This is a genomic window from Rhizobium sp. P40RR-XXII (assembly GCF_012641405.1).
In the GTDB taxonomy this organism is placed as follows: domain Bacteria; phylum Pseudomonadota; class Alphaproteobacteria; order Rhizobiales; family Rhizobiaceae; genus Rhizobium.
Window position 1 is genome coordinate 22,696 of sequence record NZ_JABAII010000025.1, and the last position, 26,077, is coordinate 48,772.

Consider the following 26,077-nt stretch of genomic DNA (forward strand, 5'->3'; position numbering starts at 1 on the left):
ATTCACCCTCCCCGGCCGCCGATGCAGCCGAGGAATGATCTCAACCTCTGCCCTTCGGCAGCAGCGCCTTCGCCTGGCCGACCCAATCGTCGCGCCGGATGCGGCCGTCGAAGCCGAGCTCCACATCGACCCGCTCGATATCGGCATCGCTCCAGGCGGCGATATCGGCGAAGCGCTTGATGCCGCGTCCGTTCAGCACCTGCTCCAGCTTTGGGCCGATGCCGGAAATACGCTTGAGGTCGTCGACCTTCGCGGTGACCTTGCGGCTACGGGCAGGTACCGGCTGTACGGCAACCGGCGTGGGAATCTCGACTTTAGCCTTGCTCTTGGCAGGCGTCGTCACGATCGATGCAGCAGCAACCGGCTTCGGTTCTACCTTCTTTGCGACCGCGGGCTTTGGCTTGGCAGTCACAGGCTTCGACACGACCGGCGGCTTCGAAACAACCGGCTTGGCAGCGGGCGATGCCTTGACCGGCTTCGCCTCCTCTGCCCCTTCTTTTCTTGCTGCCGGCTTGGCGGCGGCAACGACATCATCCTCTTCGCCCGGCTCGGCGGCACGCTTGCTTGCCGCTTCGACCGCACCCTGCAGCGCGCCGAAGAATGCGCCGGCGATCTGCGATGTCACGCCGAAACCTATGGCCGCCGCGGCGGCAAACGCCGCCGCCGGATGCGCCATCAGCGGATGGATCGGCATGGCTGGCGAATTCCGCAGCATATCGGCGGCGACGCGGCCGAAATCCGCCGACGTGTGATCGGTCGCTCCGCTGCCCTGCCTGATATCCTTGGTCTTCGCCATCATCGGACCTTACTCGGCTGCTTCCAGCACCGCGCCGTGGCTCGTCGCATTGGCGGTGTACTGGTCGATGCGCTTTTCGATCTCCGGACGGAAATTGCGGATCAGGCCCTGCACCGGCCATGCGGCTGCGTCACCGAGCGCACAGATAGTATGGCCTTCGATCTGCTTCGTCACCTGGAACAGCATGTCGATCTCGCGCTTTTGAGCATTGCCGCGAGCCATACGCTCAAGAACGCGCCACATCCAGCCCGTGCCTTCGCGGCACGGCGTGCACTGGCCGCAGCTTTCATGCTTGAAGAAGGCCGAGATGCGGGCGATCGCCTTGATGATATCGGTCGACTTGTCCATGACGATCGCAGCCGCCGTACCAAAGGACGACTTGACTTCGCGCAGGCCGTCGAAATCCATTGGGCAGTCGATGATGTCGGCGGCCGGAACGACCGGGCACGATGCGCCGCCCGGGATGACGGCAAGCAGATTGTCCCAGCCGCCGCGAATACCGCCGCCATGCTTTTCGACCAGCTCGCGGAAGGTGATGCCCATCGTCTCCTCGACCGTGCAAGGACGGTTGACGTGACCGGAGAGCATGAACAGCTTCGTGCCGACATTGTTCGGACGGCCGAAGGAGGAGAACCAGCCGGCGCCGCGGCGCAGGATCGTCGGGGCAACGGCGATGGATTCGACGTTGTTGACGGTCGTCGGGCAGCCGTAGAGACCCATATTGGCCGGGAACGGCGGCTTCAGGCGCGGCTGGCCCTTCTTGCCTTCCAGGCTTTCGAGAAGTGCGGTTTCCTCGCCGCAGATGTAAGCACCAGCGCCGTGATGAACGTAAACATCAAAGTCCCAGCCGAGCTTATTGTTTTTACCGAGCAATCCAGCATCGTAGCATTCGTCGATTGCCGCCTGCAGGGCTTCGCGTTCGCGCATGTATTCGCCGCGAACGTAGATATAGGCGGCGTTTGCACCCATGGCGAAACCGGCAATGACGCAGCCTTCGATCAGCGTATGCGGATCGTGGCGCATGATGTCGCGGTCCTTGCAGGTGCCCGGCTCGGACTCGTCAGCGTTGACGACGAGATAGTGCGGACGGCCGTCGCTTTCCTTCGGCATGAAGGACCACTTCAGGCCCGTCGGGAAGCCTGCGCCGCCACGACCACGAAGGCCGGAAGCCTTCATCTCGTTGATGATCCAGTCACGACCCTTTTCGAGGATTTGCTTCGTGCCGTCCCAATGGCCGCGCGACATCGCGCCCTTCAGGGATTTGTCCTTGAGGCCGTAGATATTGGTAAAGATGCGATCCTGATCCTGTAACATGCTTCACCTCTTACCGCGGCTTCTTGCCGAAGACCTTGATATATTCCGCTTCGCCACCCTTAGCGAGTGCCTCCGCCTGCTTGATCCAGTCGTCACGTTCGATGCGGCCCCTGAAATTCAAGTAGCCATCGACCCATTCGCGCTCGGCCTTCTTCCAGCTCGCGACCTGCGCGAAGGTGAAGATGCCGATTTCATGCAGGATCGACTCGATCTTCGGACCGACGCCGGAAATCAACTGCAGATCATCCGGCTGCGCGGGCTTTTCGACCGCGGCGGGACGATCCTTGTCCGTCAGCGACGGCTTCTGAGCGCTGCCGGCCTTTTCCGATACCGCCGCAGATGCTGCGGTTCCCGAAAGCGGCTGCGTTTCAGCGGCCTTGGCATTCTTGGCTGCTTCCTTCGGCGCCGTTGCCGGCGTCTTCAGGCTCTGATTGGTTTCGGCATCCGTGCTCTTGGCGCGTCCGGCTTCGGACGGTGGGATCGAAACGGCCTCGGCAGCCGCCTTGGCCTTGCCTGCAGCGCTCTTTGCCTTCCCCTCATCCGACAGCAAACTCGTCAGACCACCTTCCGGAGCGGAGAAAACGCGATCGATCTGCGGGCCGGTCGGAACTTCGCTGCCCTTGCCTGCGGCGAATGCATCGATGATCTCTTCGAGACGTGCCGGCGTCAGATCCTCATAGGTATCCTTGCCGATCACCACCATCGGTGCATTGACGCAGGCGCCCTGACATTCGACCTCTTCCCAAGAAAGCGTGCCATCGGCATTGCGCTCGAAGGCGTGGTCATGGATCCGGCTCTTGCAGACCTTGATCAGCCCTTCTGCGCCGCGCAGCATGCAAGGCGTGGTTCCGCAAACCTGGACGTGGGCACGCGTGCCGACCGGATGCAGCTGGAACTGCGTGTAGAAGGTCGCGACCTCAAGCGCGCGAATATAGGCCATGTCGAGCATGTCCGCTATCGTTTCGATCGCGGCCTTGGTGACCCAACCTTCCTGCTCCTGCGCACGCATCATCAGCGGGATGATCGCGGACTGCTGGCGACCATCGGGATATTTCTTGATCGTCTTATCAGCCCAGACCGTATTCTCCTTGTTGAAGGCGAATGCGGCAGGCTGGAATTGATCTTCGGCAAGTCGACGAACGGACATCTTTCACGCCTTATCTCAGTTTAAGGACCCACACCGCGTATTCGTCAGGGACGAAAATTCGCAGGCATAAGCCGACTGGTCTTTCTGCATAAACACAACAAACTTGCCGCCGTTCGGCACAGCGGCCTTGATTTGGTAACCGCGGGAAAGGAGGTCGGCGATCGTGGAAGCCCCGCTCGCCTGTACCTCGTTTCCGCCTTTCGCAGACTTCCCGCCGATCGCGGTCGAACCCTGCATGTTGATGTTCGGCAGGGCCAGTGTATTGCCCGTCTGCTGCGCGGAAGCGCCACCGACAAACAGGATCACAGGAATAGCAACCTGCCAGGCTCGCATCAGCGATCCACCTCACCGAACACGATGTCGAGCGAACCAAGCACCGCCGCGACGTCGGCGAGCTGATGGCCGCGGCACATGAAATCCATGGCCTGCAGATGCGCATAGCCCGGCGCACGGATCTTGCAGCGATAAGGCTTGTTGGAGCCATCGGAGACGAGATAGACGCCGAATTCGCCCTTCGGCGCTTCGACGGCTGCGTAAACCTCGCCGGCCGGCACGTGATAACCTTCGGTGTAGAGCTTGAAGTGGTGGATCAGCGCTTCCATCGAGCGCTTCATCTCGCCACGCTTCGGCGGCACGACCTTGCCGTCGAGCGAGGAGACCGGCCCGACCTTGGCATCCCCCAGCAGGCGATTGACGCACTGCTTCATGATGCGGACGGATTCGCGCATTTCGATCATGCGGATGAGGTAACGGTCGTAGCAATCGCCGTTCTTGCCGATCGGAATGTCGAATTCGAGATCGGAATAGCATTCATAGGGCTGCGCCTTGCGCAGGTCCCAGGCGGCGCCGGAGCCGCGGACCATCACGCCCGAGAAGCCCCAGGCCCAACAGTCTTCCAGCGAAACCACGCCGATATCGACGTTACGCTGCTTGAAGATACGGTTGCCGGTCAGAAGATCGTCGATATCGTCGAGCGCCTTCAGGAAGGGATTGCACCAGTCGCCGATATCCTGAACGAGCTTTTCCGGCAGATCCTGGTGAACGCCGCCGGGACGGACATAGGCTGCGTGCATGCGCGAGCCGGAGGCGCGCTCGTAGAACACCATCAGCTTTTCACGCTCTTCGAAGCCCCAGAGCGGCGGCGTCAGCGCGCCAACGTCCATGGCCTGCGTCGTCACGTTCAGCAGATGCGAAAGGATACGGCCGATTTCCGAGTAGAGGACGCGGATCAGCTGGCCGCGGATCGGGATATCGATGCCGAGCAGCTTTTCGACCGCCAGCGCGTAGGCATGTTCCTGGTTCATCGGCGCCACGTAGTCGAGGCGGTCGAAATAAGGAACGGCCTGAAGGTAGGTCTTCGATTCGATCAGCTTTTCCGTGCCGCGATGTAGCAGGCCGATATGGGGATCGACGCGTTCCACAATTTCGCCGTCCAATTCGAGGACAAGACGCAAAACGCCGTGCGCAGCCGGATGCTGCGGACCAAAATTGATGTTGAAGTTGCGAACGTTATGTTCTGTCATGGCGGCGATGCTCGCGTTGTCAGATATTCAGAGAATGGCAGGCTGGAGCCCACCACACGCCCTCAAATTATGCCTTCGCCTTTTCGTCGCCCGGCAGCACGTAATCCGTGCCTTCCCAGGGAGACAGAAAGTCGAAGTTACGGAATTCCTGCTTCAGCTCCACAGGCTCATAGACGACGCGCTTGGCAGCATCGTCGTAGCGAACCTCGACGAAACCGGTCGTCGGGAAATCCTTGCGCAGCGGGTGACCCTCGAAACCATAATCGGTCAGGATACGGCGCAGATCCGGGTGTCCCGTGAAAAGAACGCCGTACATGTCCCAGGTTTCGCGCTCGAACCAATCGGCGCCGGGATAAAGGCCACAAGCGGAGGGAATAGGCTGATCCTCGCCGACAGGAACCTTGACGCGGATGCGCAGGTTCTTCTTCGGCGACAGAAGATGGTAGACGACATCGAAGCGCTCGGCGCGCTGCGGCCAGTCGACGCCACAGATATCCGTTATGTTGACGAAGCCGCACTTGGCGTCGTCACGCAGGAAGGTCAGCAGGGCGATAACGTTTTCGGCCGTCGTCGTCACATTCAGTTCACCGTACTTGATCTCGCTCGAGGAGATCAGGGCGCTGCGAACTTCCGTGAGATAAGCGGCGAGCTCGTTCAGGGCTTCACTCATGATACCTTGTCCCCTGCCTTACCGTTCGATCGTGCCGGTGCGCCGGATCTTCTTCTGCAGCAGAAGCACGCCGTAAAGCAGCGCCTCCGCCGTGGGAGGACAGCCCGGAATATAGATGTCGATCGGCACCACACGGTCGCAGCCGCGCACGACGGAATAGGAATAGTGATAATAGCCGCCGCCGTTGGCGCAGGAGCCCATCGAGATGACATAACGCGGCTCGGGCATCTGGTCGTAGACCTTGCGCAGAGCAGGCGCCATCTTGTTGGTGAGGGTGCCGGCGACGATCATGACATCCGACTGGCGCGGCGAGGCACGCGGCGCAAAGCCGAAGCGCTCGACGTCGTAACGCGGCATGGAAACCTGCATCATTTCAACGGCGCAGCAGGCGAGACCGAAGGTCATCCACATCAGGGAGCCGGTGCGGGCCCAGTTGATCAGCTCATCGGTGGAGGTGACCAGAAAACCCTTGTCGGCGAGTTCGTTGTTGATCTCGCCGAAGAACGGATCGTTGCTGCCGATCGGCTTGCCGGTCGCGGGATCGACGATCCCCTTCGGCTGCGGCGCCACGAGCGTCGTGTTGCTTGGGGCTACTCCCATTCCAGGGCTCCCTTCTTCCATTCATAAATAAAGCCAATGGTCAGCACCAGCAGGAACACCATCATCGACCAGAATCCGAACCAGCCGATCGCGCCGAAGGAGACGGCCCACGGGAAGAGGAAGGCGACTTCCAGATCGAAGATGATGAAGAGAATCGATACCAGGTAGAAGCGGATATCGAACTTCATGCGGGCGTCATCGAATGCATTGAAGCCGCATTCATAGGCCGACAGCTTTTCCGAGTCAGGCGCCTTGAAGGCTACGGCAAATGGCGTGATCAACAGCGCCAGGCCAATCACCAAGGCAATACCAATGAAAATCGCTATCGGAATATAGGAACTGAGCAGTCCAGTCATCATGTCCATCCCTGCTTGCGATCAGCGCCGGGGCGGCGCATTTGAGCAAATGCCCAGCAAGCGAAAGAGCGTTGCAACAAAGCCGTGGTTAGCGCAGGCGGAGCGCGCGCGCAAGCCTTTTGAATCTGTCGTTCGAGGTACTGTCGAGCGGTAGATATCAATGTGTTGCGACGGCAACGCGACAAATCAGCGCAAACGCGAAAGGGCTCGTTCGCAATCGCAATAAATTGACGTTTGATTGTAAGGGCTTGGAGAAATGGCGCGAGTGACGGGGCTCGAACCCGCGACCTCCGGCGTGACAGGCCGGCACTCTAACCGACTGAGCTACACCCGCGCATTGCTTGGCCTTTCGGCCGAGCGCAAGATCCGGAACTTGCCTTGAAAATGGCGCGAGTGACGGGGCTCGAACCCGCGACCTCCGGCGTGACAGGCCGGCACTCTAACCGACTGAGCTACACCCGCATTTCATTTCAAGCATTCCGGATGCTTTCGCACCCATCAAAGCGGCCCTCGCCGTTCGATGAGCGGCTAACTACGGGGTTCGTGTTTGGGTGTCAAGCAGGTTTGAATACAAATCGATGACAGAGTGCGAATTGTTATGGACAAGCCTGTCCGCAATTTTCCGTTCCGTCGATTTGGCATGGCAGGTTCCCGCCTCACGCATTTCATCGGCCTCTGATATGTACCGCGCCAATCGGCGCGTCTTGGCATTTGCGCATGTGGACGGCGTATGCCCCGGGATGCGCAAAATCCAAAAAAATCAAAAAATCTTCACAAACACTCTTGCGGTTTTTCCCTGTTCCGCATAGATCACGGCCACCGAATGCGGCGGGCCAATGACTCGCTTGGCTGAAGGGCGATTAGCTCAGTTGGTAGAGCGCCTCGTTTACACCGAGGATGTCGGGAGTTCGAGTCTCTCATCGCCCACCATTCTTTCCAGACTTAAAATGGTAGATTCTTAGGTAAGAGCGATGTTTTTCGTTCTCGACCGTCGGTTTTACGCGTCCGATACGCGCCCGTTCAATAATTGCCGAAAATAATGACCGCCAGGAGCACCACGGAAACAAGCACGAGGGCCGCGATGATCATCAGCAGCTCCTTCAGCATGAACCTTTCCATCTTGCTGTCATCCATGATGTTTGCTCCCGGCAAACCGTTATTCGCTTTCCTGGCATCGAATCGCTGCGCCAAGTTCAGCTATAGTCCACATGTAAGTCGCCATATTGTCAATTTCAGAGACCCTTCAAGCGACCGATTCCATTTTTCGCCGTGTTCACGGCACGTCAATCTTGGATGGCCGCCGTCGCGGGAGGTCAACATAGCCATCAGGCAGATTGACGGTTCGCGACAATAACCTCTCGGCAATCTCGGCGGCGGCGGCGCGCGCGCCCTCCCCGGAGCAGAAATTGCCGCGTACCTGTATGGCGGCAGCAAGCAACTTGAAGAATGCTTCGCGCAGCTCGGGCGATGGCGGCCTCGGCTCATGCCAGAATCGATCCAAGGTCCCCTGGTCGCTCAGGCCCACAATATCGTAGACCGCCGCCCCGAGCACTTTGACCGGCCTGCCGGCCCGCAGTGCCGCAAGTGCTGCCGTGGAATTGACCGTTACCATTCCCTGACTGGCGGCCATCAGCCGGTCGAGATCGCCGCCATCCGTGAAATGGACACGAGAGGACAATCCGCAGGAAGCGCCGATACCGTCAACATAGGCCCTCCAGTCCACGAGCCCGTTGTCGAGTGGATGGAGTTTCAGGACGATATGCGTTTCCGGCGCGGCATTTTCCGCGAAGGATCGGAGAATCAGCCTGATCGCATCTTGCTGCTGATGAAAGGGCGAGTGCGCCCGCAGCTGGAAACAGCATGCCGGCGTGGTGGTCGGTTTCGGCGGGCTAGCCGGCCATTGGTATATGAACAAGCCGAAGGAGTTCGGCGGGCCGATGAACCGGTTGCATGTCCGCAATGGCATGACCTGCGTGACCGGGGCAGTGATGCTGATTTCGGGCGATTGCCGGCGATCGATCGGCCTCTTCGACGAGGAGAATTTCGCGGTCGCCTATAATGACGTGGATTACTGCTTGCGGGCGCACAAGGCCGGCTATCGCATCGTCTGGACGCCGTTTGCCTGCCTCTATCACCATGAATCGCTTTCGCGCGGCTCGGACAAATCCGGCGAACGAAAGAAACGATTCGAGCAGGAAAAGCAGAATCTGCGCCGGCTGCACGCCACGCAGGATTTCATCGATCGCGCGCTCAACCCGGCTTACAGCCGCGACAAATCGGACCCGAAGATCGTGATACCGACGCGACTGCATATCCCATCGATGTCGTAACGCGATCCGCGGGCTATATCGGTCAGAGTTGAATAAAATCCAGATCCCCGCCAATCTCGCTTTTGGCGATGTCGACCACGCTCATCTCGTGGGTGAAGAGGATAGTCTGGAAGCGCTCGGCCGTTGCGGCCAGAACCTGCAGTCCGGCGCGGGCGCGCTCGTCGTCGAACGTCTGGAAGATATCGTCGACGATCAGCGGCGCCGGCTCGTTGCGCGCCGAATAATCTTCGAGAAATGCCAGTCGCAGAGCGAGATAGAGCTGGTCGCCCGTACCTTCGCTCAAGCCATCCAGTGGCACGCGTTCGCCCGCAGCACGTTCCGCCAGCAGCTGCAGCGCATCGTTTTCATCATGGGCTTCGACAAGGCGGGAGAAACGGCCGCCGGTCAGCTGCGAGAACAACTCCCCCGCCCGCCTGATGACGGGATCAGCCTGTTTTTCGCGATAGGCCTCCATCGAACCCGCCAGCATGCGCGCTGCGATCTTGAGGACGACCCATTGCCGCGCAAGGTCCTTTGCCTCCTGCTCGGCCGAGAGTTTTTCAAAAACGGCATATTCGGCACTCACGCCTGTTTCCAAAGCCTGCCGCTGGCGGCGGTTTTCCGCGAGCCGCGCCGAAAGCTCGCCATGCATGGCGAACTGCCGTTGATCTTCCTCGGTCAAGCGCTCGATTTCGAGATCGGCGGCGACCCGTTCGAAGCCGGCAAGTTCGGCGCGAAGCTCCTCTTCGGCCTTGCCGTCGGCTTGCTGGCGGAAGCGGTCGCGACTTTCGACGAGCCGTGCGGCGAGACGCGTGCGTTCGCGTAGCCGCGAAAGCAGTGCCGGCAGATCGTCGACACCGCCGAGATCCGCAGTCAGCTGGTCGAGATCGATAGCGATGGCGGCAAGCGCTGCCTCCTGGCGTGTCACGAGCGCTTCCCCGCGTTGCCGCTCCTCTTCGAGGCTGTCGCGCTTCTTCAGCTCGCCCCGCATGGCGTTGACGCGGGTATGCAGTGCCTCGGCGGCGGCATCCGGCGGCAGATGATCCAGTTCATAGCCGCTATTGGCGCCAAGGGTCGCCAGTCGCCGTTCGAAATCCGCCATGTCGCGCCGCATGCCATTGACGCGACGGAAGCGGTTTTCGCGCTCCGCCAGGACATCCGGCAGCTCCTGCCATGCCTTCAGGGCGGCGGCCGCCATCTCCAGGGTCGTGTCGGATGGCAGGCCGAGCAGTTCAACGGCCTTGGTAAATGCACCGCGCCAGTCGGCATGCTGCCGTTCCAACATCCGCTGCTGGTCCTCGAACCGTGTCAGCCGGTCGCGTGTCGCACCGATCTCCCCTTCCCGCGTGCGGCTTTCGCTCCAGCGTTCCGAAAGAAGGCGCAGATGCTTGCGCAAGCCTTCCGCAATCGCGGCCGGCGGAAGACGGCCGCTCTTGTAGCCGGTCGCCTCGACGATATCTTGCAAGGCGGGCAAGACGCGGCCCTCGGCCAGCGCATTCTCATCCCGTTCGTCCAGTAAATCCCGTAGCGCCTTGCGCTCGCGTCGCAGCAACTCCACCCCGCGCCGCCACTCCAGCATGGTCGAAGGATCGAGAGCATCGATACCGCAGGGTTCGAAAAGGGCGGAGAAGGTTGCCTGGGCATCCTTCAGGACCTTCTCACAGCCCTTGAGCCGACCGGAGGCCTCTTCGCGCTCCTGCAGCAGGCGCACCTGACGCAAGCGATAGTCGGCGTGGCGCGCGACACGATCCGCATCGCTCAAGGCGGCATCGGCCAGACGGTCCGCCTCGGCCAGCCCAACGGTCAATGCCGCTAGCAGCTTGGCTTCCGGAGCCGCACCGTCCGACCATCTTTGCTGGATGGAAGACCATTGCGCATCGCGTTCTTCACGCGCGGCGATGATCTGTTCGCGCGTGACGATCGGCCCGCTACGCTCGGCATCCGCGAGCGTTCGTTCTATCTCCGCCAGCTGCTCGTCATTGTTCTGCACTTTGCCGGCGGCTTCGCGCACCTTCGATCGCGCCGCGTCGATGGCGTCGCGATGTCCGGCAATCTCCGTCATTTCCGGCAGCGGCCCCGAGAACAGCATATCGATGTCACCGACCGGTGGCTGCAGCCGTACGGCGGCTTCATTGAGATCGGCTTCGATGCGGCGTATCTGCGTTTCCAGGCCATCAAGTCGACTCAAGGCCGAGAGGTCGCTAGACAGTGCCTCGAGCTGATCGATGTAGGGTCTCGGATCGATCAGCCGGCCCGTAAGACCATCCCTCTCAAGCGCCGCGAGCTGCCTGCGCTCGCTCTCGGCTTGCTCTGACAGAGACTGCATCTGCCGCGTAAGCCGCCCGCCCTCCTCCACCAGCTCGAACAGGCGCGCACGGTCGATATCGCTCGGCTGCTGCCGCTCCAGCTCGAGTTCGGCAAGGCCGAGACGGCGGGCAAGCTGCGAAAGCGTGGTGTCGTAACCGGCGAGCTCCTGATCGACGCGCGGCAGGTCGTGACGCTGGGCGCGGTAGTTGCCGGTATCGGCAAAGAGCTGCATGATATCGCCCGACATCTGCAGCAGCGCTTCATCCACATGGACGCGCGAAAGGTCTTCCTCGGCGCGCAGAACGGCCTGCCGCGCCCGTCGCAGTTCCTCTTCGCTCGCGTGTTTATCGCGCAATCTCTGTTCAAGCCCGTCGGCAAAGCCATCCGGTATGGCGGCGAGATCGGAAAGGCCATCGAGTGCAAGGGCTTCCGCATCGATTTCTGATAGCAAGGGCTGCAAGGTCTTCAGCCGCTTGAGCTGATCCAGCGCCTCGCGCGTACCGCGACGCTCTGCCTGCAAGCGCCCCAGTTCCGTCTCCAGCTCGGCCGCCTCGGCAAGGAGCTTCTTCCAGTCGCCGGATTTCAGCTCGTTTTCCCGTTCTGTCTTACGGGCATCTTCGTAGCGGTCGAGGGCCTGGTAGAAGCCGCGATCCTTGGAGCGTCTGGCTGCGTAGATGCCGTCGGCCTCGGCGTCGAGCGACTGGCGCAGTCGCGACAGGCCTGTCAGACCGGAAGCGGCCGAAAACAGCAGGCTGCCGATCTCGCCGCCGCTGCGCAGCATTGCGATCGCACCTTGCCGCAGCCGTTGCGAGTCGAGACCGAAGGCGCGCTCGAAGACATCACGGCTCAAATTACCAAGGAAGGGCGCGAGAGCATCCTCGGCCAGCGACGTTTCCTTATCATCCGGAGCTAGAAGCGTTCCCTTGCGTCCGCGTCGGCGACGAAAGCTCAGCTTTGCGCCATCGCGCGCGCTGATATCGGCACCGATCCGCAAGGTCCCGGGTTCATGCAGGAAACTCTGCTCGGCCGCCGTTGGAAAACCGAAAAGAAGATCGGAGATCGCGCTCAGAGCCGAGGATTTACCCGCCTCGTTCGGACCATAAATCACGTGCAATCGCGCACCGGGGCGAAAATCGAGCGTGCGATCGGTCAGTGCGCCGTAGCGGAGAATATCGAGCCGGGTAAAGCGCATGGTCAGTCCGCCCTCTGCCCGCGCGTCAGCAGCAATTGCCGCGCCTCCTCGATAAGCGCCTCCAAGCTTTCGTCCAGCGGCTGCTCCGCCGCGCCGAGGCCACCTGGCAGGCGCACGGCAATCTCGTCGATCAGGCGGCCCGCTTCCGCCGCGATATCGGCATCACCGACATGTTCGGCCAAGAGCTGGCGCAGATCGAGCGCGCCGTCCGCATCCGCCAGTTTCTCGGGCGGCGGTTCCAGCCGCAGTTCCAGCTTTTCCAGCCAGATATCCTCATGCACCCGGTGGCAGGCGGCTTCCACTTCGTCTCGCCATTGCTGGCGGCTGGCGGCGATCGCGCCGTGCAGGGGCGTCACACCGGAAAGCCGGACGCGCAGCGCGGTCATGCGTCCGGACGTCTCGTCGGCCAAAGGCTGCACCGCGTGCTCCACGCGACGAAGGATCGCCGCCTGATCGTCCTCTGGACCAACAAGGATATCGGCCTGCGCGAAACGCGCCTCGTCGACGATGATGCGCTCATGTTCGATCCGCCCGTCTTCGACCGTCACCAGCACCGCGCCCTTGGCACCGCGCTCGCGAATATTGCGACCCTGCAGATTGCCGGGAAAGATGACGAGCGGGTCCTGCGCCACCACTTCGAAATCATGCACATGGCCCAGCGCCCAGTAGTCATAGCCGCGCGAGCGCAGATCATCGACCGAGCACGGCGCATAGGGCGCATGCGGCTCGCGGCCGGTCAGCGAGGTGTGGAGAATGCCGATGTTGAACCAGCCGGAGACGGGAGCGGGATAGGTAACCGCCAGATTGTCATTGGCGGAGCGTTCGGCGAAGCCCTGGCCATGCAGCGCCACTTGCAGCGCCTCCAGCCTGACGCTGCCCGGCTTGCCGGTCGGGAATTCATGGACGTTTGGCGGCAATGTGATGGTCTTGGTGATGACGCTTGCCGCATCGTGATTACCGCGCAGCAGGTAGACCGGAATGCCCGCCCGCTCCAGCCGCGCCATCTCGCGATTGAAGAAGAGGCCGATCTTGTTGTCCTTCCAGTCGCCATCATAGACATCGCCGGCAATGACAAAGAAATCGACGCTCTTCTCGATCGCCAAGCCCACAAGCGTCGAGAAGGCCTTGCGGCTGGCTTCGACGAAGACCGCGGCGACGGCGGCATCCTTTAGAGCCAGGCCCTGAAATGGGCTGCCAAGGTGCAGATCGGCGGCGTGAATGAAGCTGAAAGAAGGCATGGGCTCCGATAGCAGTCAGATGTCCGGTCTTTCCTTTGTAAGGAAATGGAGGCGCTGTGAATACCGCGCCAGTGGCTTCATCCAATGGTTTCGTAAGTCAGGCCGAGCCTGTCATGTTTCTCAGTCACGCGATTGCGATCCTCGATCGCCGATGTGCGCTTGTGGCCCTGTCGGACGGCTGCTACTGCGCTATCATTCTACCAGCAAAAGCGAGGAGACATCTCATGAGACATCATGCTTTCGGACGAACGCCCTTTATCGTGACGGATGTCGGCTTCGGGGCCTGGCAGATCGGCGGTGCATGGGGTGATGTCAGCGAGGCCGACGGCCGCGCAGCGCTGAACGCCGCTCTCGATGCCGGCATGACCTTCATCGATACCGCCGACGTCTACGGCGACGGCCGCTCGGAAAAGATCATCGCCGACGTCCTGAAGGCGCGCGGCGGCGAGCGCCCGATGGTGGCGACGAAAGCCGGCCGCCGGCTGAACCCGCATGTGGCCGACGGCTACACCAAGGCCAACCTCGAAGGTTTCATCGATCGCAGCCTGAAGAACCTCGGCGTCGAAAGCCTGGATCTCGTACAGCTTCATTGCCCGCCGACCGAAGTCCTCTATCGGCCCGAAGTTTTCGCCGGTCTCGACGAACTGCAGAAGGCCGGCAAGATTAGGGGATACGGCGTCAGTGTCGCGCTGGTCGAGGAGGCGCTGAAGGCGATCGAATATCCGGGTGTGCTGAGCATCCAGATCATCTACAACATCTTCCGCCAGCGTCCCGACCACCTGTTCTTCAAGGAAGCCAAGCGCAAGAACGTGGCCGTCATCGCCCGCGTCCCCCTCGCCTCCGGCCTGCTTTCCGGCAAGATCACCCGTGACACTCAGTTTGCCAGCGACGACCACCGCAACTTCAATCGTCATGGCGAGGCCTTCGATGTCGGCGAGACCTTTGCCGGCGTCCCATTCGAAGTCGGCCTCCAGGCCGTCGAAGAGGTGCGCAAGCTGGTACCATCAGGCGCCAGCATGGCGGCCTTCGCGCTGCGCTGGATCCTGATGAACGACGCCGTCACCGTCGTCATTCCCGGTGCCCGCAATGCCGAGCAGGCAAAGGCCAATGCCGCCGCAGCCGACCTTGCTCCGCTTTCGGCCGACGTCATGGCGGCGACGCGCGAGATCTACGAGCGGCTGATCGCGCCGCACGTCCATCATCGCTGGTAAGAGCAACGGGCGTCCGGAAAACTGATGGCCGGGTACAGACCCGGCCACGAAAAGAGACCCTGCAGGAGAATTCAATGAAAGTGGCTCTTGTGACGGGCGCGTCCCGCGGACTTGGTGCGGTCATCGCGCGCGAACTGGCCGAGGCGGATTGGGCCGTAGCGGTCAATTATTCGAACGATACGGCTGGAGCGGACGCGGTGGTTGAAGCGATCCGACAGCGGGGCGGCCAAGCCTATGCGGCGAAATTCAGCGTAATCGACAAGGCTCGGCTGACCGAGGGTTTGGATGCAATCAGGAGCGAGCTCGGTCCGGTCGACCTGATCGTCAACAACGCAACGGGTCCACAACCGAGCATGCCATTGATGGAGCAATCCTGGCGAACCTATCTCGATCAGCTTGAGTTCTTCGTGAAAGCACCCCTCGAACTGCTTCAGGCGGTGCTGCCGGATTGGCGCGCACGCAAGTCGGGAAGAATAGTCAACATCGGCTCAGAAATAGCAGAGCTCGGCAATCCCGGTGTCGGAAACTATGCGTCGGCAAAAGGCGCCATGCTTTCCATGACCCGCTCCTGGGCCAGGGAATTGGCACCCGAAGGTATCACGGTCAATCTGGTCGCACCTGGCTGGATTCCCGTCGAACGCCATGCCGGGGCGTCTCAGCGGTCGATCGATGACTATCTCTCTCAAACCCCGCTTGGACATTTCGGAACGCCAGAGGATATAGCCCACATGGTGGTATTCCTCGCCTCGAACAAGGCGGACTTCCTGACGGGTCAAAAATTCGCGGTCAACGGCGGGCGCACGCTTCTCTGAGATCATCAAAGCCGCGAAAACGGATCGATAACAGACTACTCGCACCGAGACGATGGTGCCTGCTGCTATCTTGTACCATTGGCAGACATTACGGTTTCTTGCGCGCAGTCACCGAACCGAAACATTCCTGTCGTTATCGGCACAAAATGATCTTACTCTTTGCGTTGCATTCTTGCGCGGACCTCGAGAAAGGCGTTGGTAAGATTTATCAAGACAGGCGATCTGACACTGCCATTTGCTCCGCCGATCGGGTCCACAATGTGAATGTTTCTAAGATCGTTCATGAAGTCGTCCCAAAGAGCCGGGCCGCCATTCTCAAGCAGTTCGGCGCGGATGCTCAGGTCCTCGCTGACAGGCAGATGCCGCCGGCCCCAGGCGCCGATCATGGCGATCATCGGCACAAGCTGGATCGCCGGTTCTGTCAGACTGTAAATCGCTTTTTGGGCGTGAGTGGGATCGTCCAGCTTGGTGATCAGGTCGAGGGAGACGAGACGTTTTAGGCGTGCGGCGAGTATGTTGGAGGCAATCCCCTCCTCGGACCGATTGAGCAACTCGCGAAAATGCCGGCGATTGCCGAACATGATGTCCCGGATGACGACCAGGCTCCACCGGTCCCCCAACACCTCCATCGTCAGATTGATCGGGCATCCCGACCGCCGTTCGATATCCATATTCACGTCCTTCAATGAATCAATTGCAATGTAGGATCTGGCGTGTTAATACGCAACCAGTTGCAAATTGCAATTAGATGGAGAAAATCATGTCGAAAGTTCGCGTTGCAGGATTCTCGCTCTCCATAGATGGTTTCGGAGCCGGAGTGGAGCAAAGCCTGAATAACCCCTTAGGCAAGCGCGGTCCGGAATTGTTTGAGTGGTTTTTCCCGACCCAGACATTCCAGGCGATGTTCGGCAAGGAGGGAGAATCGGAAGGTGCCGACGCGAAATACGCGGCGTCTGGAAATACCGGTTTTGGCGCATTCATCCTCGGCCGTAACATGTTCGGCCCTATTCGCGACGAATGGCCCGATGAAAACTGGAAAGGCTGGTGGGGTGACAATCCGCCCTATCATGCACCGACCTTCATCCTGACGCACTATCCGCGCGAGCCAATCGTCATGGAAGGCGGCACAACTTTCCATTTCGTCACAGGCGGGATTGAGGAGGCGCTCGTGCGGGCCAAGGCCGTCGCTGGAGGCAAAGATATCAAGATCGGAGGCGGTGTCAGCACGGTGCGCCAGTATCTTCAAGCGAACTTGGTCGATGAGATACACTATGCCATTTCGCCAGTTGTGCTCGGAAAAGGCGAAGCGATGTTTGCCGGCATCGATCTGCCTTCGCTCGGCTTTCGGGTCGCTGCCCATGAGGCAACGGAGAAGGCTGCTCACATCGTTTTGAGGAAATGAGGTCCGGTGAAGCCCGGCCTTGCCGTCATTTGTGGCCGTTGAGCGATCCGAGAGCCACACATGAACCTTCCGCACACAATTACTGTATGAGACCATAAAAAGGGCCCGCAAAAGCGGGCCCCAATGTATCCACCCGCTAGGCAAAAGCCTCGCGGCGGGTGAAAACGAATTAGCTGTTGACCGAGTCCTTCAGGCCCTTGCCGGGCGTGAACTTCGGTACGTTACGAGCAGGAATATCGACCTCAGCGCCGGTGGACGGGTTACGGCCCTTCGTGGCTGCACGGTGGGAAACGGTGAAGCTGCCGAAACCGGCGAGGCGAATGTCGCCGCCCTTCTTCAGTTCAGCCTGGACAGTATCGAAAACAGCGTCAACAGCGGAAGCAGCGTCAGCCTTCGTGATACCGGCCTTCTCGGCCACTGCGGACACGAGCTCATTCTTGTTCATGTTTCCACCCCTTTCTTTGGTATGAAACGACTTATCAGTAAGCGGGGCGCAAAATAGGAATGCTCTTACCCGCCGCAACCCCAAAAGCCCTGCAAATCAAGGAAAAGCAAGCGCCGCCGTGCGCTTTTCACAAAAAAAGACCGGCAAAATTGCCGGTCTTTTCGCCTTTTGGATCAATTCGACAGAATTGAGGCGAAGAGCTTCAATGAGCGATAGTCGAGCCCACGTCGTCAACACCTTCAACTGTAGCAATTACAGGCGTTTCCACGGTGCCATCCCACTCGATCGGCTCGGGCCGGCGAACAAGCGCATGCTTGATCACCTCGCCCATGCGAGACACGGGGATGATTTCCATGCTGTTCTTCACGTTGTCCGGAATCTCCGCCAGATCCTTGGCGTTTTCTTCCGGGATCAGCACCTTCTTGATGCCGCCGCGAAGCGCTGCAAGCAGCTTTTCCTTCAGGCCGCCGATCGGCAGCACGCGGCCACGCAGCGTGATTTCACCCGTCATGGCCACATCCTTGGAAACCGGGATGCCGGTCATGATCGAGACGATCGCGGTTGCCATGGCGACACCAGCCGACGGACCATCCTTCGGCGTCGCGCCTTCCGGCAGATGCACGTGGATGTCGCTCTTGTCGAAGCGCGGCGGCTCGATGCCGAAATCGACAGCGCGCGAACGAACGTAAGACGCCGCCGCCGAAATCGATTCCTTCATGACTTCCTTCAGGTTGCCGGTGACCGTCATGCGGCCCTTGCCCGGCATCATCACGCCTTCGATCGTCAGCAGCTCGCCGCCGACCTCGGTCCAGGCGAGACCGGTCACGACACCGACCTGATCCTCGCGTTCGGCTTCGCCATGGCGGAAGCGCGGAACGCCCAGATATTCGTCGATATTCGCAGCGGTGACCGCAACGGACTTGGTCTTGCCCTTGATGATCTCGGTGACCGCCTTGCGGGCGAGCTTCATCAATTCGCGCTCGAAGTTACGCACACCGGCTTCGCGGGTGTATTGCTGGCTGATGGCCATCAGGGCGTCGTCGCTGACCGAAAATTCATTCGGCTGCAGCGCATGTTCCTTGATGGCCTTCGGCAGCAGGTGCCGCTTGGCGATTTCGCGCTTCTCGTCTTCGGTGTAGCCGGCGATACGGATGATCTCCATGCGGTCCATCAGAGGTGCCGGGATATTCAGCGTGTTCGCCGTCGTAATGAACATCACGTCCGACAGGTCATATTCGACCTCCAGGTAGTGATCCATGAAGGTCGAGTTCTGCGCCGGGTCCAGCACCTCAAGCAGGGCCGAAGACGGATCGCCGCGATAATCCTGGCCCAGCTTGTCGATTTCGTCGAGCAGGAAGAGTGGATTGGACTTCTTGGCCTTCTTCATCGACTGGATGACCTTGCCGGGCATCGAGCCGATATAGGTGCGGCGGTGACCGCGGATTTCGGCTTCGTCACGAACGCCGCCAAGCGCCATGCGGACATACTCGCGGCCGGTCGCCTTGGCGATCGACTGGGCGAGCGAGGTCTTGCCGACGCCCGGAGGGCCGACGAGGCACAGGATCGGTCCCTTGATCTTGGTGGCGCGTGCCTGGACGGCCAGATATTCGACGATGCGCTCCTTGACCTTCTCCAGGCCGAAATGATCCGCTTCAAGAATCTTCTCGGCATTGTTCAGATCGGCCTTGATCTTCGACTTCTTGTGCCAGGGAATACCCAGCAGCCAGTCGAGATAGTTGCGCACGACGGTGGCTTCCGCCGACATCGGGCTCATCTGACGCAGCTTCTTCAGCTCCGCATCGGCCTTTTCCTTGGCTTCCTTGGAGAGCTTGGTCTTGGAGATGCGCTCTTCCAGTTCGGCCATCTCATCGCGGCCTTCCTCGCCGTCGCCGAGCTCCTTCTGGATCGCCTTCATCTGCTCATTCAGGTAGTATTCGCGCTGCGTCTTCTCCATCTGGCGCTTGACGCGCGAGCGGATGCGCTTCTCGACCTGGAGAACCGAAATCTCGCCTTCCATGAAGCCGAGCGCCTTTTCGAGGCGAGCCTTGACGCTGGTGGTCTCCAGCATTTCCTGCTTTTCGGTGATCTTGATCGACAGGTGCGAGGCGACAGTGTCGGCCAGCTTCGAATAATCGTCGATCTGGCTGGCGGCGCCAACCACTTCCGGCGAGATCTTCTTGTTGAGCTTCACATAGCTCTCGAATTCCGAGACGACCGAGCGGCTCAGCGCTTCCAGTTCGACCTGGTCTTCCTCGGGCTCGTGCAGCACATGGCCGAGGGCTTCATAGAAATCCTCGCGGCCGGTGTAGTCGTCGATCTCTGCGCGCGCACGGCCTTCGACCAGCACCTTCACGGTGCCGTCAGGCAGTTTCAACAGCTGCAGAACGTTGGCAACGGTACCGACCTTGTGGATGGCGTCCGGCGCGGGATCATCATCGCTGGCATTGATCTGGGTGACCAGCATGATCTGCTTGTCCGAACCCATAACCTCTTCGAGCGCCCGAATGGATTTCTCCCGTCCGACGAACAGAGGCACGATCATGTGGGGGAAAACCACGATGTCGCGCAACGGCAATACCGGATAGGCAATGCTCTCGTGTGCCGCAGACGTTTTCTTACTCATCTTATTTCCTTTCCGTCGTCCCGTTCCCGGGCTCTCTGCCGGCTGGGAGGGATTAGCCGGCTTTCTCACTTGGTAAACAAGTGGAGCTTCACACTACCTATTTCAAGTCACGCGGGACGCGCCGCCGTCAGACAGCAGCCCCGTCTATTCACGAGGAGGAACGCAACAACAAACACCGAAGCCCGGCCACTCAAACAAATGCCGGCGAAGCGGAATCCGAAGAAAAACACCGGGCTCGTGCCCAACTCGCCAGATGCTCCAGAATCACTCCATGATGGCTGCAGCAGGGGCTCTTCACAACCGGTTTCGACCGCGTTCCCATAAGCTTATCCAAGACTTTATCAGCAAACTGCACGATTTTTCAAACAGAAAGGGGCCCGTCGACGACGAGCCCCCGATTCGTGATCGCAGATACGGACATCAGGCCGTTGCGTTGGCCTTTTCTTCCTGCCGATCGGCATAGATGTAAAGCGGGCGGGCAGAGCCGCGGACCACTTCCTCGGAAATGACCACTTCGCGCACGCCTTCCAGCGCCGGCAGCTCGAACATGGTGTCGAGCAGGATCTTCTCCATGATCGAGCGTAGACCGCGAGCGCCCGTCTTGCGGACGATCGCCCGGCGGGCGATCTCGCGCAGCGCATCCTCGTGGAAGGTCAGCTCGACGTCTTCCATCTCGAACAGACGCTGGTACTGCTTGACGAGCGCGTTCTTCGGCTCCGACAGGATCTGGATCAGTGCATCCGCATCCAGGTCTTCGAGCGTCGCCAGAACGGGTAGACGGCCGATGAATTCCGGGATCAGGCCGAACTTCACCAGATCTTCCGGCTCCAGCTCGCGCAGCACTTCACCGACGCGACGATCGTCCGGCGCCTTGACGGTCGCGCCGAAGCCGATCGAGGTCTTCTCGCCGCGGGCGGAGATGATCTTGTCGAGGCCTGCGAAGGCGCCGCCGCAGATGAAGAGGATGTTGGTCGTATCCACCTGCAGGAATTCCTGCTGCGGATGCTTGCGACCGCCCTGCGGGGGAACAGAAGCCACGGTACCTTCCATGATCTTCAGGAGCGCCTGCTGCACGCCCTCGCCCGAAACGTCGCGCGTGATCGACGGATTGTCCGACTTGCGGGAAATCTTGTCGACTTCGTCGATGTAGACGATGCCGCGCTGTGCGCGCTCAACGTTGTAATCGGCGGCCTGCAGCAGCTTGAGGATGATGTTTTCGACGTCTTCGCCGACGTAGCCCGCTTCGGTCAGCGTCGTCGCGTCGGCCATGGTGAAGGGCACGTCGATGATGCGCGCGAGCGTCTGAGCCAGATAGGTCTTGCCGCAACCGGTCGGGCCGACGAGCATGATGTTCGACTTCGCCAGCTCGACGTCGCCGTTCTTCGATGCGTGTGCGAGACGCTTGTAATGGTTGTGAACGGCAACGGAGAGGATCTTCTTCGCCTGCCGCTGGCCGATGACGTATTCGTCGAGAACCTTGATGATGTCCTGCGGAGTCGGAACGCCGTCACGGGACTTGACCATCGAGGATTTGTTTTCCTCGCGGATGATGTCCATGCATAGCTCGACGCACTCGTCGCAGATGAAGACGGTCGGTCCGGCAATCAGCTTCCGGACTTCATGCTGGCTCTTACCGCAGAACGAACAATAAAGCGTGTTCTTGGAGTCGCCGCCGTTGCTGCCGCTGACTTTGCTCATATCACTTTCCTTCCAGCACGCCGCCAATTTCCAGATCGAAATCGCGGTCCACTCAATGCGCCCGCCGGACCTGCCCCTCGTTTGCAGATCGCGGCGCCCTTCAGGGTACTGAACGCAGACCAGTCAACGACCGGAACTGCGTGGCAACGATCCCCCTTCGAATGCCGAATGCCATGTCACAAAAACGCTACATAGCATGAATCTTACTATTACCGCGTTCCGCTCCACATTAAACCCCTATTCGATCACAAATGGGATAGAACTGTGGCGTAGAAGTCACCGCCTCGTGGATAAATCACGAGGCGCTTTCACCTTCCATTTCGGTACGCGACGTCAGCACCTTGTCGATAAGACCCCATTCCTTGGCCTCGTCGGAGGACATGAAATGGTCACGATCGAGCGTCTGCTCGACTTCCTCGTAGGTCCGACCGCAATGCTTGACATAAACTTCGTTCAGGCGGCGCTTCATCTTGATGATGTCGCGCGCATGGCGCTCGATATCCGAAGCCTGGCCCTGGAACCCGCCCGAGGGCTGGTGAACCATGATGCGGGAATTCGGCGTTGCGAAACGCATGTCCTTGTCGCCGGCAGCAAGCAGCAGCGAGCCCATGGACGCCGCCTGGCCGATGCAAAGCGTCGAAACGGCCGGCTTGATGAACTGCATCGTATCGTAGATCGCCATTCCGGCGGTCACGACACCGCCCGGCGAATTGATGTAGAGCGCGATTTCCTTCTTCGGGTTTTCGGCCTCGAGGAAGAGAAGCTGGGCGCACACCAACGTCGCCATATGGTCTTCAACCGGCCCGGTCAGGAAAATGATGCGTTCCTTCAGCAGGCGGGAATAGATGTCGTAAGACCGTTCCCCACGGTTGGTCTGCTCAACAACCATCGGCACCAGAGCCATAGCTGTATCGACTGGATTTCTCATGTGCGTCCTTTATCAAACTTGCCCCGGCGACGGAAACGCCGGGAATCGGAGTAAAAATCCTTTACTCCTACATAGAGTGTCCCTGCCCTTCACTTCAAGACGCGCAAAAGCATATCGTCAAAAAGCAGTAATGCCCGAGGAGGCGTTGACAAAGCATTTCTAAACACCGCGCCTGGAATGCCAAGACGCCATGGCGTCGCGCCATTGGCTACCCACTGCATTTCCCACCCGCAAGGTGAAGGAAGCATGAAAGCCATGGCGATCAGGCGGAGATCGGAGACACAAGCAAAATTTACCAACTCATTTAACGAACTTACCATCTTATTCGGCGAGGATGGACCAATCGCGAAAATCGTTGCGCTGTCTATGCCGACGGTCCGAAGGCAGCGGAGAAACACCCATCGTGCTGAACATGACCACGGGTCTGACCATCTGGTGCTCGGAAGCCATCACCCTGGCGACCGTATTGCTTTTCGCCTGGAGGCACGATCGCAAGTCGCCCGCCTACCTGATCTGGGCCATCGGATTTACCGTCAGCGCGGTCGGGTTTGCCCTGGTGGCGGCTCGCGGCGTCGTTCCCGACATATGGTCGATCCGGATCGGCAATGCCGTGGCGCTGCTCGGCGAAAGCGCATGGATCGCCGGGTTCCGCCTGATGGACAAGCGCAAGCTGGAATGGTCCGCACTCCTGCCCCCTGCCATATGGGTGATCGGTGTCAGCCTGCCATGGGTCGGCGGCAACTTTGCCAATCGCATCATCGTCTACGATCTTGCCGGTGCCGTCGGCGCGACCTTGCTCGCCTTTGCGGTCCATCCGGCCGATGGCCGCCGCGAACCGGCGCGCGGGCAGCTCGGCATCGTCTTCGTGGCACTCGCCTGTTTCTGTTTCGGCTCGGCTATTTGGATGGTGCTCGTAGGCCCCTCGCTGGAAGAGGCCATGATCTATCGCGGCTACATGGCGCTCGGCTATGGACTGCTCATCATCGTCGCCGTCGTTCTGAACGGCAAGTTGCTGATGGAGCGCGCCGAGCGTCGCTGGCGGGCGATTTCCATCACCGACACGCTGACGGGAGTTCTGAACCGCCGCGGGTTACAGGAAAGCTATGACATCCTTGCGGGAGAAGGACAGCAGCAGCCGCAGAAACTCGCCGCGCTGCTGTTCGACCTCGACCACTTCAAGAAGATCAACGATCGTCACGGTCACCAGACGGGCGATGCTGTTCTGGTCGAATTTGCCCGTATCGCCCGTCAATTCGTGCCACGCAGCGGCGCGTTCGGCCGGATGGGCGGGGAAGAGTTCGTCGCCTTCGTTCCCATAGACGATCAATCCCAGGCGGAAGCGCTGGCGGAAACCATCCGCGCCGATTTCTGCCGTGTGCCGCTACTTGCCGGACGCACGTTGGTGCCGGCAACCGTCAGCATCGGCGTTTCGATCATGCCGCGCGACACCGTCAGCTGGGATCGCCTGGTCTCGTTCGCGGATCGCGCGCTTTATGCCGCCAAGCGCGCCGGCCGGAACCGCACCATCGTCTTCAACGAACTGGAAACTGCGAAGGAGGTCGAAACAGCGCCGGGCGCCGACGACGGCGAACTCGTACCGACCCTCGACGATCAGATATACGCGCTGAGACGCATGGGCACGCTCGCCAGGATGTGAACGGCTTACCCGGTACGGTTCCATTCGACAGGCTTTTGGTATGACCCGATCGCACCGTCCTCCAGCAAAGCAGCTACCGTCAAACGCAGCGCGCCTTCACAAATTGTGCGGCTATCTCCGGCCGTATCAGCCGTAACGACCGGTGATATAGTCTTCCGTGCGCTTGACCTTCGGCGCCTGGAAGATCTGCTCGGTCGCGCCGTATTCGATCAGTTCGCCAAGATACATGAAGGCGGTGCTGTCGGAGATGCGGCTTGCCTGCTGCATGTTGTGCGTGACGATGACGATCGTGAAATCGCCCTTCAGCTGCGAGACCAGCTCCTCGACCTTGGCGGTCGAGATCGGGTCCAGAGCCGAGGTCGGCTCGTCAAGCAGCAGGACTTCGGGGCGAATGGCAATGGCGCGGGCAATACAGAGGCGCTGCTGCTGGCCGCCGGAAAGGCCAAGTCCGCTCTGGTGCAGCTTTTCCTTCACTTCGCTCCACAGAGCTGTTTCCGTCAGCGCCGCTTCGACACGGACGTCCATTTCCGCCTTGGAAATCTTCTCATAGAGGCGAATGCCGAAAGCGACGTTTTCATAGATCGACATCGGGAACGGCGTGGGCTTCTGGAACACCATGCCAACCTTGGCGCGCAAATCGTTCAGATCGACGTCCTTGGTGAGAATATTGCGGCCGTCCAGCAGAATCTCGCCCGCAACCGTCTGGCCCGGATAGAGATCATACATCCGGTTGAAGGTACGCAACAGCGTGGACTTGCCGCAACCCGAAGGGCCGATGAAGGCGGTGACCGCATTTTTGCGGATGTTCATATTCACACTCTTCAGAACGCGATGGCCGTTCTGATAGGTAAAATCGAGGTTCTTCACCTCAAGTTTCGCGAGCATGCCGAGATCTGACTGGGAAACGGCGTCTTTCCCCGGCTGTGCGTTGACGCTCTGGAAATTGTTGTCGCTCATGTTCATGGTCTCATTCCTATCGTTCGGCGGCTGCGTCACTGGTGGCGGCGCCCACTCAAGACACGGGCAAGGATGTTGAGGGCAAGGATGGCAACGGTGATGATCAGCGCGCCGGCCCAGGCCAGTTGTTTGAGATCCTCGCCTGCATCGGCTGCGAGCGTGTTGATGGCAACCGGCAGCGTGGCGATTGGACCGGTCAGGCTCGTATTCATGAATTTGCTATAACCGGCCGTGAAGAGAAGCGGCGCGGTTTCGCCGCTGATACGGGCGATGGCCAGCAGTATGCCGGTCAGGATGCCCGTCCAGGCGGAGCGATAGATCACCATCGTCATGGACTTCCAGCGCGGCGCGCCGAGCGCGGCGGTCGCCTCGCGAAGTGCGTTTGGCACCAGCAACAGCATATCCTGCGTCGTGCGGTTGACGACCGGAAGGGCGATCAGCGCCAGCGCGAGAATGCCGGCAATGGCAGAGTTACCGTGCATGGGCACGACCACGGCGCCGTAGACGAACACGCCGACGATGATCGAAGGTGCGGACAGCAGGATATCGTTGATGAATTTGGCAGCCTCGGCAAGCTTGGTGCCGTTCGCATATTCCACCAGATAGGTGGCGGCGAGAATGCCGATTGGAGCGGCGATCACAATGGCAAGGCCGGTAACCAGAAGGGTGCCGTAGATTGCGTTGATCAGGCCACCGCGCGAGCCCTGGGCCGGGATCGACATGGTGAACACGTCGAGGCTGAGCGCCGTCACACCGCGATAAAGCAGGGTCACGAGGATCACACTGAGAAAGAATATGCCGAGGATGGCCGCAATGAAGGACAAGGCCATCATTACCCGGTTCTTCGTATAGCGCCTCGAGACGAGATTCTGACGAATTGCATTTTCCATGG

At 60.1% G+C, this 26,077-nt stretch carries 23 protein-coding genes and 3 tRNA genes; 6 read left to right on the forward strand and 20 right to left on the reverse strand.

Annotated features, from left to right (window positions below; genetic code table 11):
• Positions 1-40: 40 nt before the first annotated feature.
• The 10 genes from HGP16_RS30610 to HGP16_RS30655 all read right to left on the reverse strand — a co-directional run bounded on the left by HGP16_RS30610 (position 41) and on the right by HGP16_RS30655 (position 6,868).
• A complete protein-coding gene (locus HGP16_RS30610) occupies positions 41-799 on the reverse strand; it encodes a 5' DNA nuclease (protein ID WP_409526873.1) in 759 nt (252 codons plus the stop codon).
• Between the two features lie 6 nt (positions 800-805).
• Positions 806-2,110 (reverse strand): NADH-quinone oxidoreductase subunit NuoF, encoded by a 1,305-nt coding sequence (gene nuoF, locus HGP16_RS30615; RefSeq protein WP_149636600.1) that lies wholly within the window; start codon positions 2,108-2,110, stop codon positions 806-808.
• 10 nt (positions 2,111-2,120) lie between these two features.
• Positions 2,121-3,257: an NADH-quinone oxidoreductase subunit E gene (locus HGP16_RS30620; RefSeq protein WP_168843711.1), complete on the reverse strand. Its 1,137-nt coding sequence runs from the start codon at positions 3,255-3,257 to the stop codon at positions 2,121-2,123.
• A gap of 15 nt (positions 3,258-3,272) precedes the next feature.
• A complete protein-coding gene (locus tag HGP16_RS30625) occupies positions 3,273-3,590 on the reverse strand; it encodes a hypothetical protein (RefSeq protein WP_168843712.1) in 318 nt (105 codons plus the stop codon).
• Complete coding sequence (locus tag HGP16_RS30630) at positions 3,590-4,780, reverse strand: NADH-quinone oxidoreductase subunit D (protein WP_168843713.1); 1,191 nt, start codon at positions 4,778-4,780, stop codon at positions 3,590-3,592. Before HGP16_RS30630 ends, HGP16_RS30625 begins: the two co-directional genes overlap by 1 nt.
• A 67-nt stretch (positions 4,781-4,847) precedes the next feature.
• Entirely contained in the window at positions 4,848-5,450 is a 603-nt protein-coding gene (locus HGP16_RS30635) for an NADH-quinone oxidoreductase subunit C (protein ID WP_168843714.1), read from the reverse strand.
• An 18-nt stretch (positions 5,451-5,468) separates the two neighbouring features.
• On the reverse strand, positions 5,469-6,050 hold the full coding sequence (locus HGP16_RS30640) for a NuoB/complex I 20 kDa subunit family protein (RefSeq protein ID WP_168843715.1): 582 nt from the start codon (positions 6,048-6,050) through the stop codon (positions 5,469-5,471).
• The gene (locus tag HGP16_RS30645) at positions 6,041-6,406 is read right to left on the reverse strand and encodes an NADH-quinone oxidoreductase subunit A (protein ID WP_112344271.1); all 366 of its coding nucleotides are present in this window, start codon (positions 6,404-6,406) and stop codon (positions 6,041-6,043) included. The genes HGP16_RS30640 and HGP16_RS30645 overlap by 10 nt, the downstream gene beginning before the upstream one ends.
• Positions 6,407-6,663: 257 nt before the next feature.
• Positions 6,664-6,740 (reverse strand) — tRNA-Asp (locus HGP16_RS30650).
• Positions 6,741-6,791: 51 nt separating this feature from the next.
• Positions 6,792-6,868 (reverse strand) — tRNA-Asp (locus HGP16_RS30655).
• Positions 6,869-7,260: 392 nt separating this feature from the next.
• Between HGP16_RS30655 and HGP16_RS30660 the strand changes: the two genes are divergently transcribed.
• A tRNA-Val gene (locus HGP16_RS30660) sits at positions 7,261-7,336 on the forward strand.
• Positions 7,337-7,679: 343 nt separating this feature from the next.
• Here the strand turns inward: HGP16_RS30660 and HGP16_RS30665 are convergent.
• Complete coding sequence (locus tag HGP16_RS30665) at positions 7,680-8,321, reverse strand: hypothetical protein (RefSeq protein ID WP_246703602.1); 642 nt, start codon at positions 8,319-8,321, stop codon at positions 7,680-7,682.
• On the opposite strand from HGP16_RS30665, the gene HGP16_RS30670 reads away from it, so the two are divergent.
• The gene (locus HGP16_RS30670; protein ID WP_246703603.1) at positions 8,314-8,736 is read left to right on the forward strand and encodes a glycosyltransferase family 2 protein; all 423 of its coding nucleotides are present in this window, start codon (positions 8,314-8,316) and stop codon (positions 8,734-8,736) included. The genes HGP16_RS30665 and HGP16_RS30670 overlap by 8 nt on opposite strands.
• 22 nt (positions 8,737-8,758) lie before the next feature.
• Here the strand turns inward: HGP16_RS30670 and HGP16_RS30675 are convergent, their stop codons facing one another.
• Positions 8,759-12,214 (reverse strand): YhaN family protein, encoded by a 3,456-nt coding sequence (locus HGP16_RS30675; RefSeq protein WP_168843716.1) that lies wholly within the window; start codon positions 12,212-12,214, stop codon positions 8,759-8,761.
• Between the two features lie 2 nt (positions 12,215-12,216).
• Positions 12,217-13,452 carry a DNA repair exonuclease gene (locus tag HGP16_RS30680; RefSeq protein WP_168843717.1) on the reverse strand — a complete coding sequence of 412 codons (1,236 nt, stop codon included), beginning with the start codon at positions 13,450-13,452 and terminating at the stop codon, positions 12,217-12,219.
• Between the two features lie 224 nt (positions 13,453-13,676).
• Here HGP16_RS30680 and HGP16_RS30685 point away from each other — a divergent pair, with 224 nt between their 5' ends.
• Both HGP16_RS30685 and HGP16_RS30690 read left to right on the forward strand, forming a co-directional pair.
• Positions 13,677-14,663: an aldo/keto reductase gene (locus HGP16_RS30685; RefSeq protein WP_168843718.1), complete on the forward strand. Its 987-nt coding sequence runs from the start codon at positions 13,677-13,679 to the stop codon at positions 14,661-14,663.
• 74 nt (positions 14,664-14,737) lie between these two features.
• The gene (locus HGP16_RS30690; protein ID WP_168843719.1) at positions 14,738-15,475 is read left to right on the forward strand and encodes an SDR family oxidoreductase; all 738 of its coding nucleotides are present in this window, start codon (positions 14,738-14,740) and stop codon (positions 15,473-15,475) included.
• 152 nt (positions 15,476-15,627) lie between these two features.
• Here the strand turns inward: HGP16_RS30690 and HGP16_RS30695 are convergent, their stop codons facing one another.
• Positions 15,628-16,146: a helix-turn-helix domain-containing protein gene (locus HGP16_RS30695; RefSeq protein ID WP_168843720.1), complete on the reverse strand. Its 519-nt coding sequence runs from the start codon at positions 16,144-16,146 to the stop codon at positions 15,628-15,630.
• Between the two features lie 89 nt (positions 16,147-16,235).
• Here HGP16_RS30695 and HGP16_RS30700 point away from each other — a divergent pair, with 89 nt between their 5' ends.
• Positions 16,236-16,877, forward strand: a complete 642-nt coding sequence (locus HGP16_RS30700) for a dihydrofolate reductase family protein (RefSeq protein WP_168843721.1) — start codon at positions 16,236-16,238, stop codon at positions 16,875-16,877.
• A 169-nt stretch (positions 16,878-17,046) separates the two neighbouring features.
• Here the strand turns inward: HGP16_RS30700 and hupB are convergent, their stop codons facing one another.
• From hupB to clpP, 4 genes are all read right to left on the reverse strand, one after another.
• Positions 17,047-17,322, reverse strand: coding sequence for a DNA-binding protein HupB (gene hupB, locus HGP16_RS30705; RefSeq protein ID WP_015339480.1), 276 nt, complete (start codon positions 17,320-17,322; stop codon positions 17,047-17,049).
• Between the two features lie 202 nt (positions 17,323-17,524).
• Positions 17,525-19,945 carry an endopeptidase La gene (lon, locus tag HGP16_RS30710; RefSeq protein WP_168843722.1) on the reverse strand — a complete coding sequence of 807 codons (2,421 nt, stop codon included), beginning with the start codon at positions 19,943-19,945 and terminating at the stop codon, positions 17,525-17,527.
• 420 nt (positions 19,946-20,365) lie between these two features.
• The gene (gene clpX, locus HGP16_RS30715; protein ID WP_015339478.1) at positions 20,366-21,643 is read right to left on the reverse strand and encodes an ATP-dependent Clp protease ATP-binding subunit ClpX; all 1,278 of its coding nucleotides are present in this window, start codon (positions 21,641-21,643) and stop codon (positions 20,366-20,368) included.
• Positions 21,644-21,938: 295 nt separating this feature from the next.
• Positions 21,939-22,571 carry an ATP-dependent Clp endopeptidase proteolytic subunit ClpP gene (gene clpP, locus HGP16_RS30720; protein WP_120663582.1) on the reverse strand — a complete coding sequence of 211 codons (633 nt, stop codon included), beginning with the start codon at positions 22,569-22,571 and terminating at the stop codon, positions 21,939-21,941.
• A gap of 403 nt (positions 22,572-22,974) precedes the next feature.
• Between clpP and HGP16_RS30725 the strand changes: the two genes are divergently transcribed.
• On the forward strand, positions 22,975-24,228 hold the full coding sequence (locus tag HGP16_RS30725) for a GGDEF domain-containing protein (RefSeq protein WP_312862957.1): 1,254 nt from the start codon (positions 22,975-22,977) through the stop codon (positions 24,226-24,228).
• Between the two features lie 126 nt (positions 24,229-24,354).
• On the opposite strand, the gene pstB is transcribed toward HGP16_RS30725, so the two are convergent.
• The gene (gene pstB, locus HGP16_RS30730) at positions 24,355-25,113 is read right to left on the reverse strand and encodes a phosphate ABC transporter ATP-binding protein PstB (protein ID WP_205926741.1); all 759 of its coding nucleotides are present in this window, start codon (positions 25,111-25,113) and stop codon (positions 24,355-24,357) included.
• 107 nt (positions 25,114-25,220) lie between these two features.
• Positions 25,221-26,075, reverse strand: a complete 855-nt coding sequence (pstA, locus tag HGP16_RS30735; RefSeq protein ID WP_168843725.1) for a phosphate ABC transporter permease PstA — start codon at positions 26,073-26,075, stop codon at positions 25,221-25,223.
• Positions 26,076-26,077: the final 2 nt, after the last annotated feature.

Bases quoted from the DNA above. Each gene is read 5' to 3' on its own strand.
- clpX (WP_015339478.1), bottom strand. From the start codon at position 21,643: ATGAGCAAAGTCAGCGGCAGCAACGGCGGCGACTCCAAGAACACGCTT.
- HGP16_RS30635 (WP_168843714.1), bottom strand. From the start codon at position 5,450: ATGAGTGAAGCCCTGAACGAGCTCGCCGCTTATCTCACGGAAGTTCGC.
- pstA (WP_168843725.1), bottom strand. From the start codon at position 26,075: ATGGAAAATGCAATTCGTCAGAATCTCGTCTCGAGGCGCTATACGAAG.
- HGP16_RS30690 (WP_168843719.1), top strand. From the start codon at position 14,738: ATGAAAGTGGCTCTTGTGACGGGCGCGTCCCGCGGACTTGGTGCGGTC.
- HGP16_RS30645 (WP_112344271.1), bottom strand. From the start codon at position 6,406: ATGACTGGACTGCTCAGTTCCTATATTCCGATAGCGATTTTCATTGGT.
- HGP16_RS30680 (WP_168843717.1), bottom strand. From the start codon at position 13,452: ATGCCTTCTTTCAGCTTCATTCACGCCGCCGATCTGCACCTTGGCAGC.
- HGP16_RS30695 (WP_168843720.1), bottom strand. From the start codon at position 16,146: ATGGATATCGAACGGCGGTCGGGATGCCCGATCAATCTGACGATGGAG.
- HGP16_RS30700 (WP_168843721.1), top strand. From the start codon at position 16,236: ATGTCGAAAGTTCGCGTTGCAGGATTCTCGCTCTCCATAGATGGTTTC.
- HGP16_RS30625 (WP_168843712.1), bottom strand. From the start codon at position 3,590: ATGCGAGCCTGGCAGGTTGCTATTCCTGTGATCCTGTTTGTCGGTGGC.
- HGP16_RS30685 (WP_168843718.1), top strand. From the start codon at position 13,677: ATGAGACATCATGCTTTCGGACGAACGCCCTTTATCGTGACGGATGTC.
- clpP (WP_120663582.1), bottom strand. From the start codon at position 22,571: ATGAGAAATCCAGTCGATACAGCTATGGCTCTGGTGCCGATGGTTGTT.
- HGP16_RS30630 (WP_168843713.1), bottom strand. From the start codon at position 4,780: ATGACAGAACATAACGTTCGCAACTTCAACATCAATTTTGGTCCGCAG.
- HGP16_RS30620 (WP_168843711.1), bottom strand. From the start codon at position 3,257: ATGTCCGTTCGTCGACTTGCCGAAGATCAATTCCAGCCTGCCGCATTC.
- lon (WP_168843722.1), bottom strand. From the start codon at position 19,945: ATGAGTAAGAAAACGTCTGCGGCACACGAGAGCATTGCCTATCCGGTA.
- pstB (WP_205926741.1), bottom strand. From the start codon at position 25,113: ATGCTCGCGAAACTTGAGGTGAAGAACCTCGATTTTACCTATCAGAAC.
- hupB (WP_015339480.1), bottom strand. From the start codon at position 17,322: ATGAACAAGAATGAGCTCGTGTCCGCAGTGGCCGAGAAGGCCGGTATC.
- HGP16_RS30640 (WP_168843715.1), bottom strand. From the start codon at position 6,050: ATGGGAGTAGCCCCAAGCAACACGACGCTCGTGGCGCCGCAGCCGAAG.
- nuoF (WP_149636600.1), bottom strand. From the start codon at position 2,110: ATGTTACAGGATCAGGATCGCATCTTTACCAATATCTACGGCCTCAAG.
- HGP16_RS30675 (WP_168843716.1), bottom strand. From the start codon at position 12,214: ATGCGCTTTACCCGGCTCGATATTCTCCGCTACGGCGCACTGACCGAT.
- HGP16_RS30610 (WP_409526873.1), bottom strand. From the start codon at position 799: ATGATGGCGAAGACCAAGGATATCAGGCAGGGCAGCGGAGCGACCGAT.
- HGP16_RS30670 (WP_246703603.1), top strand. From the start codon at position 8,314: ATGAACAAGCCGAAGGAGTTCGGCGGGCCGATGAACCGGTTGCATGTC.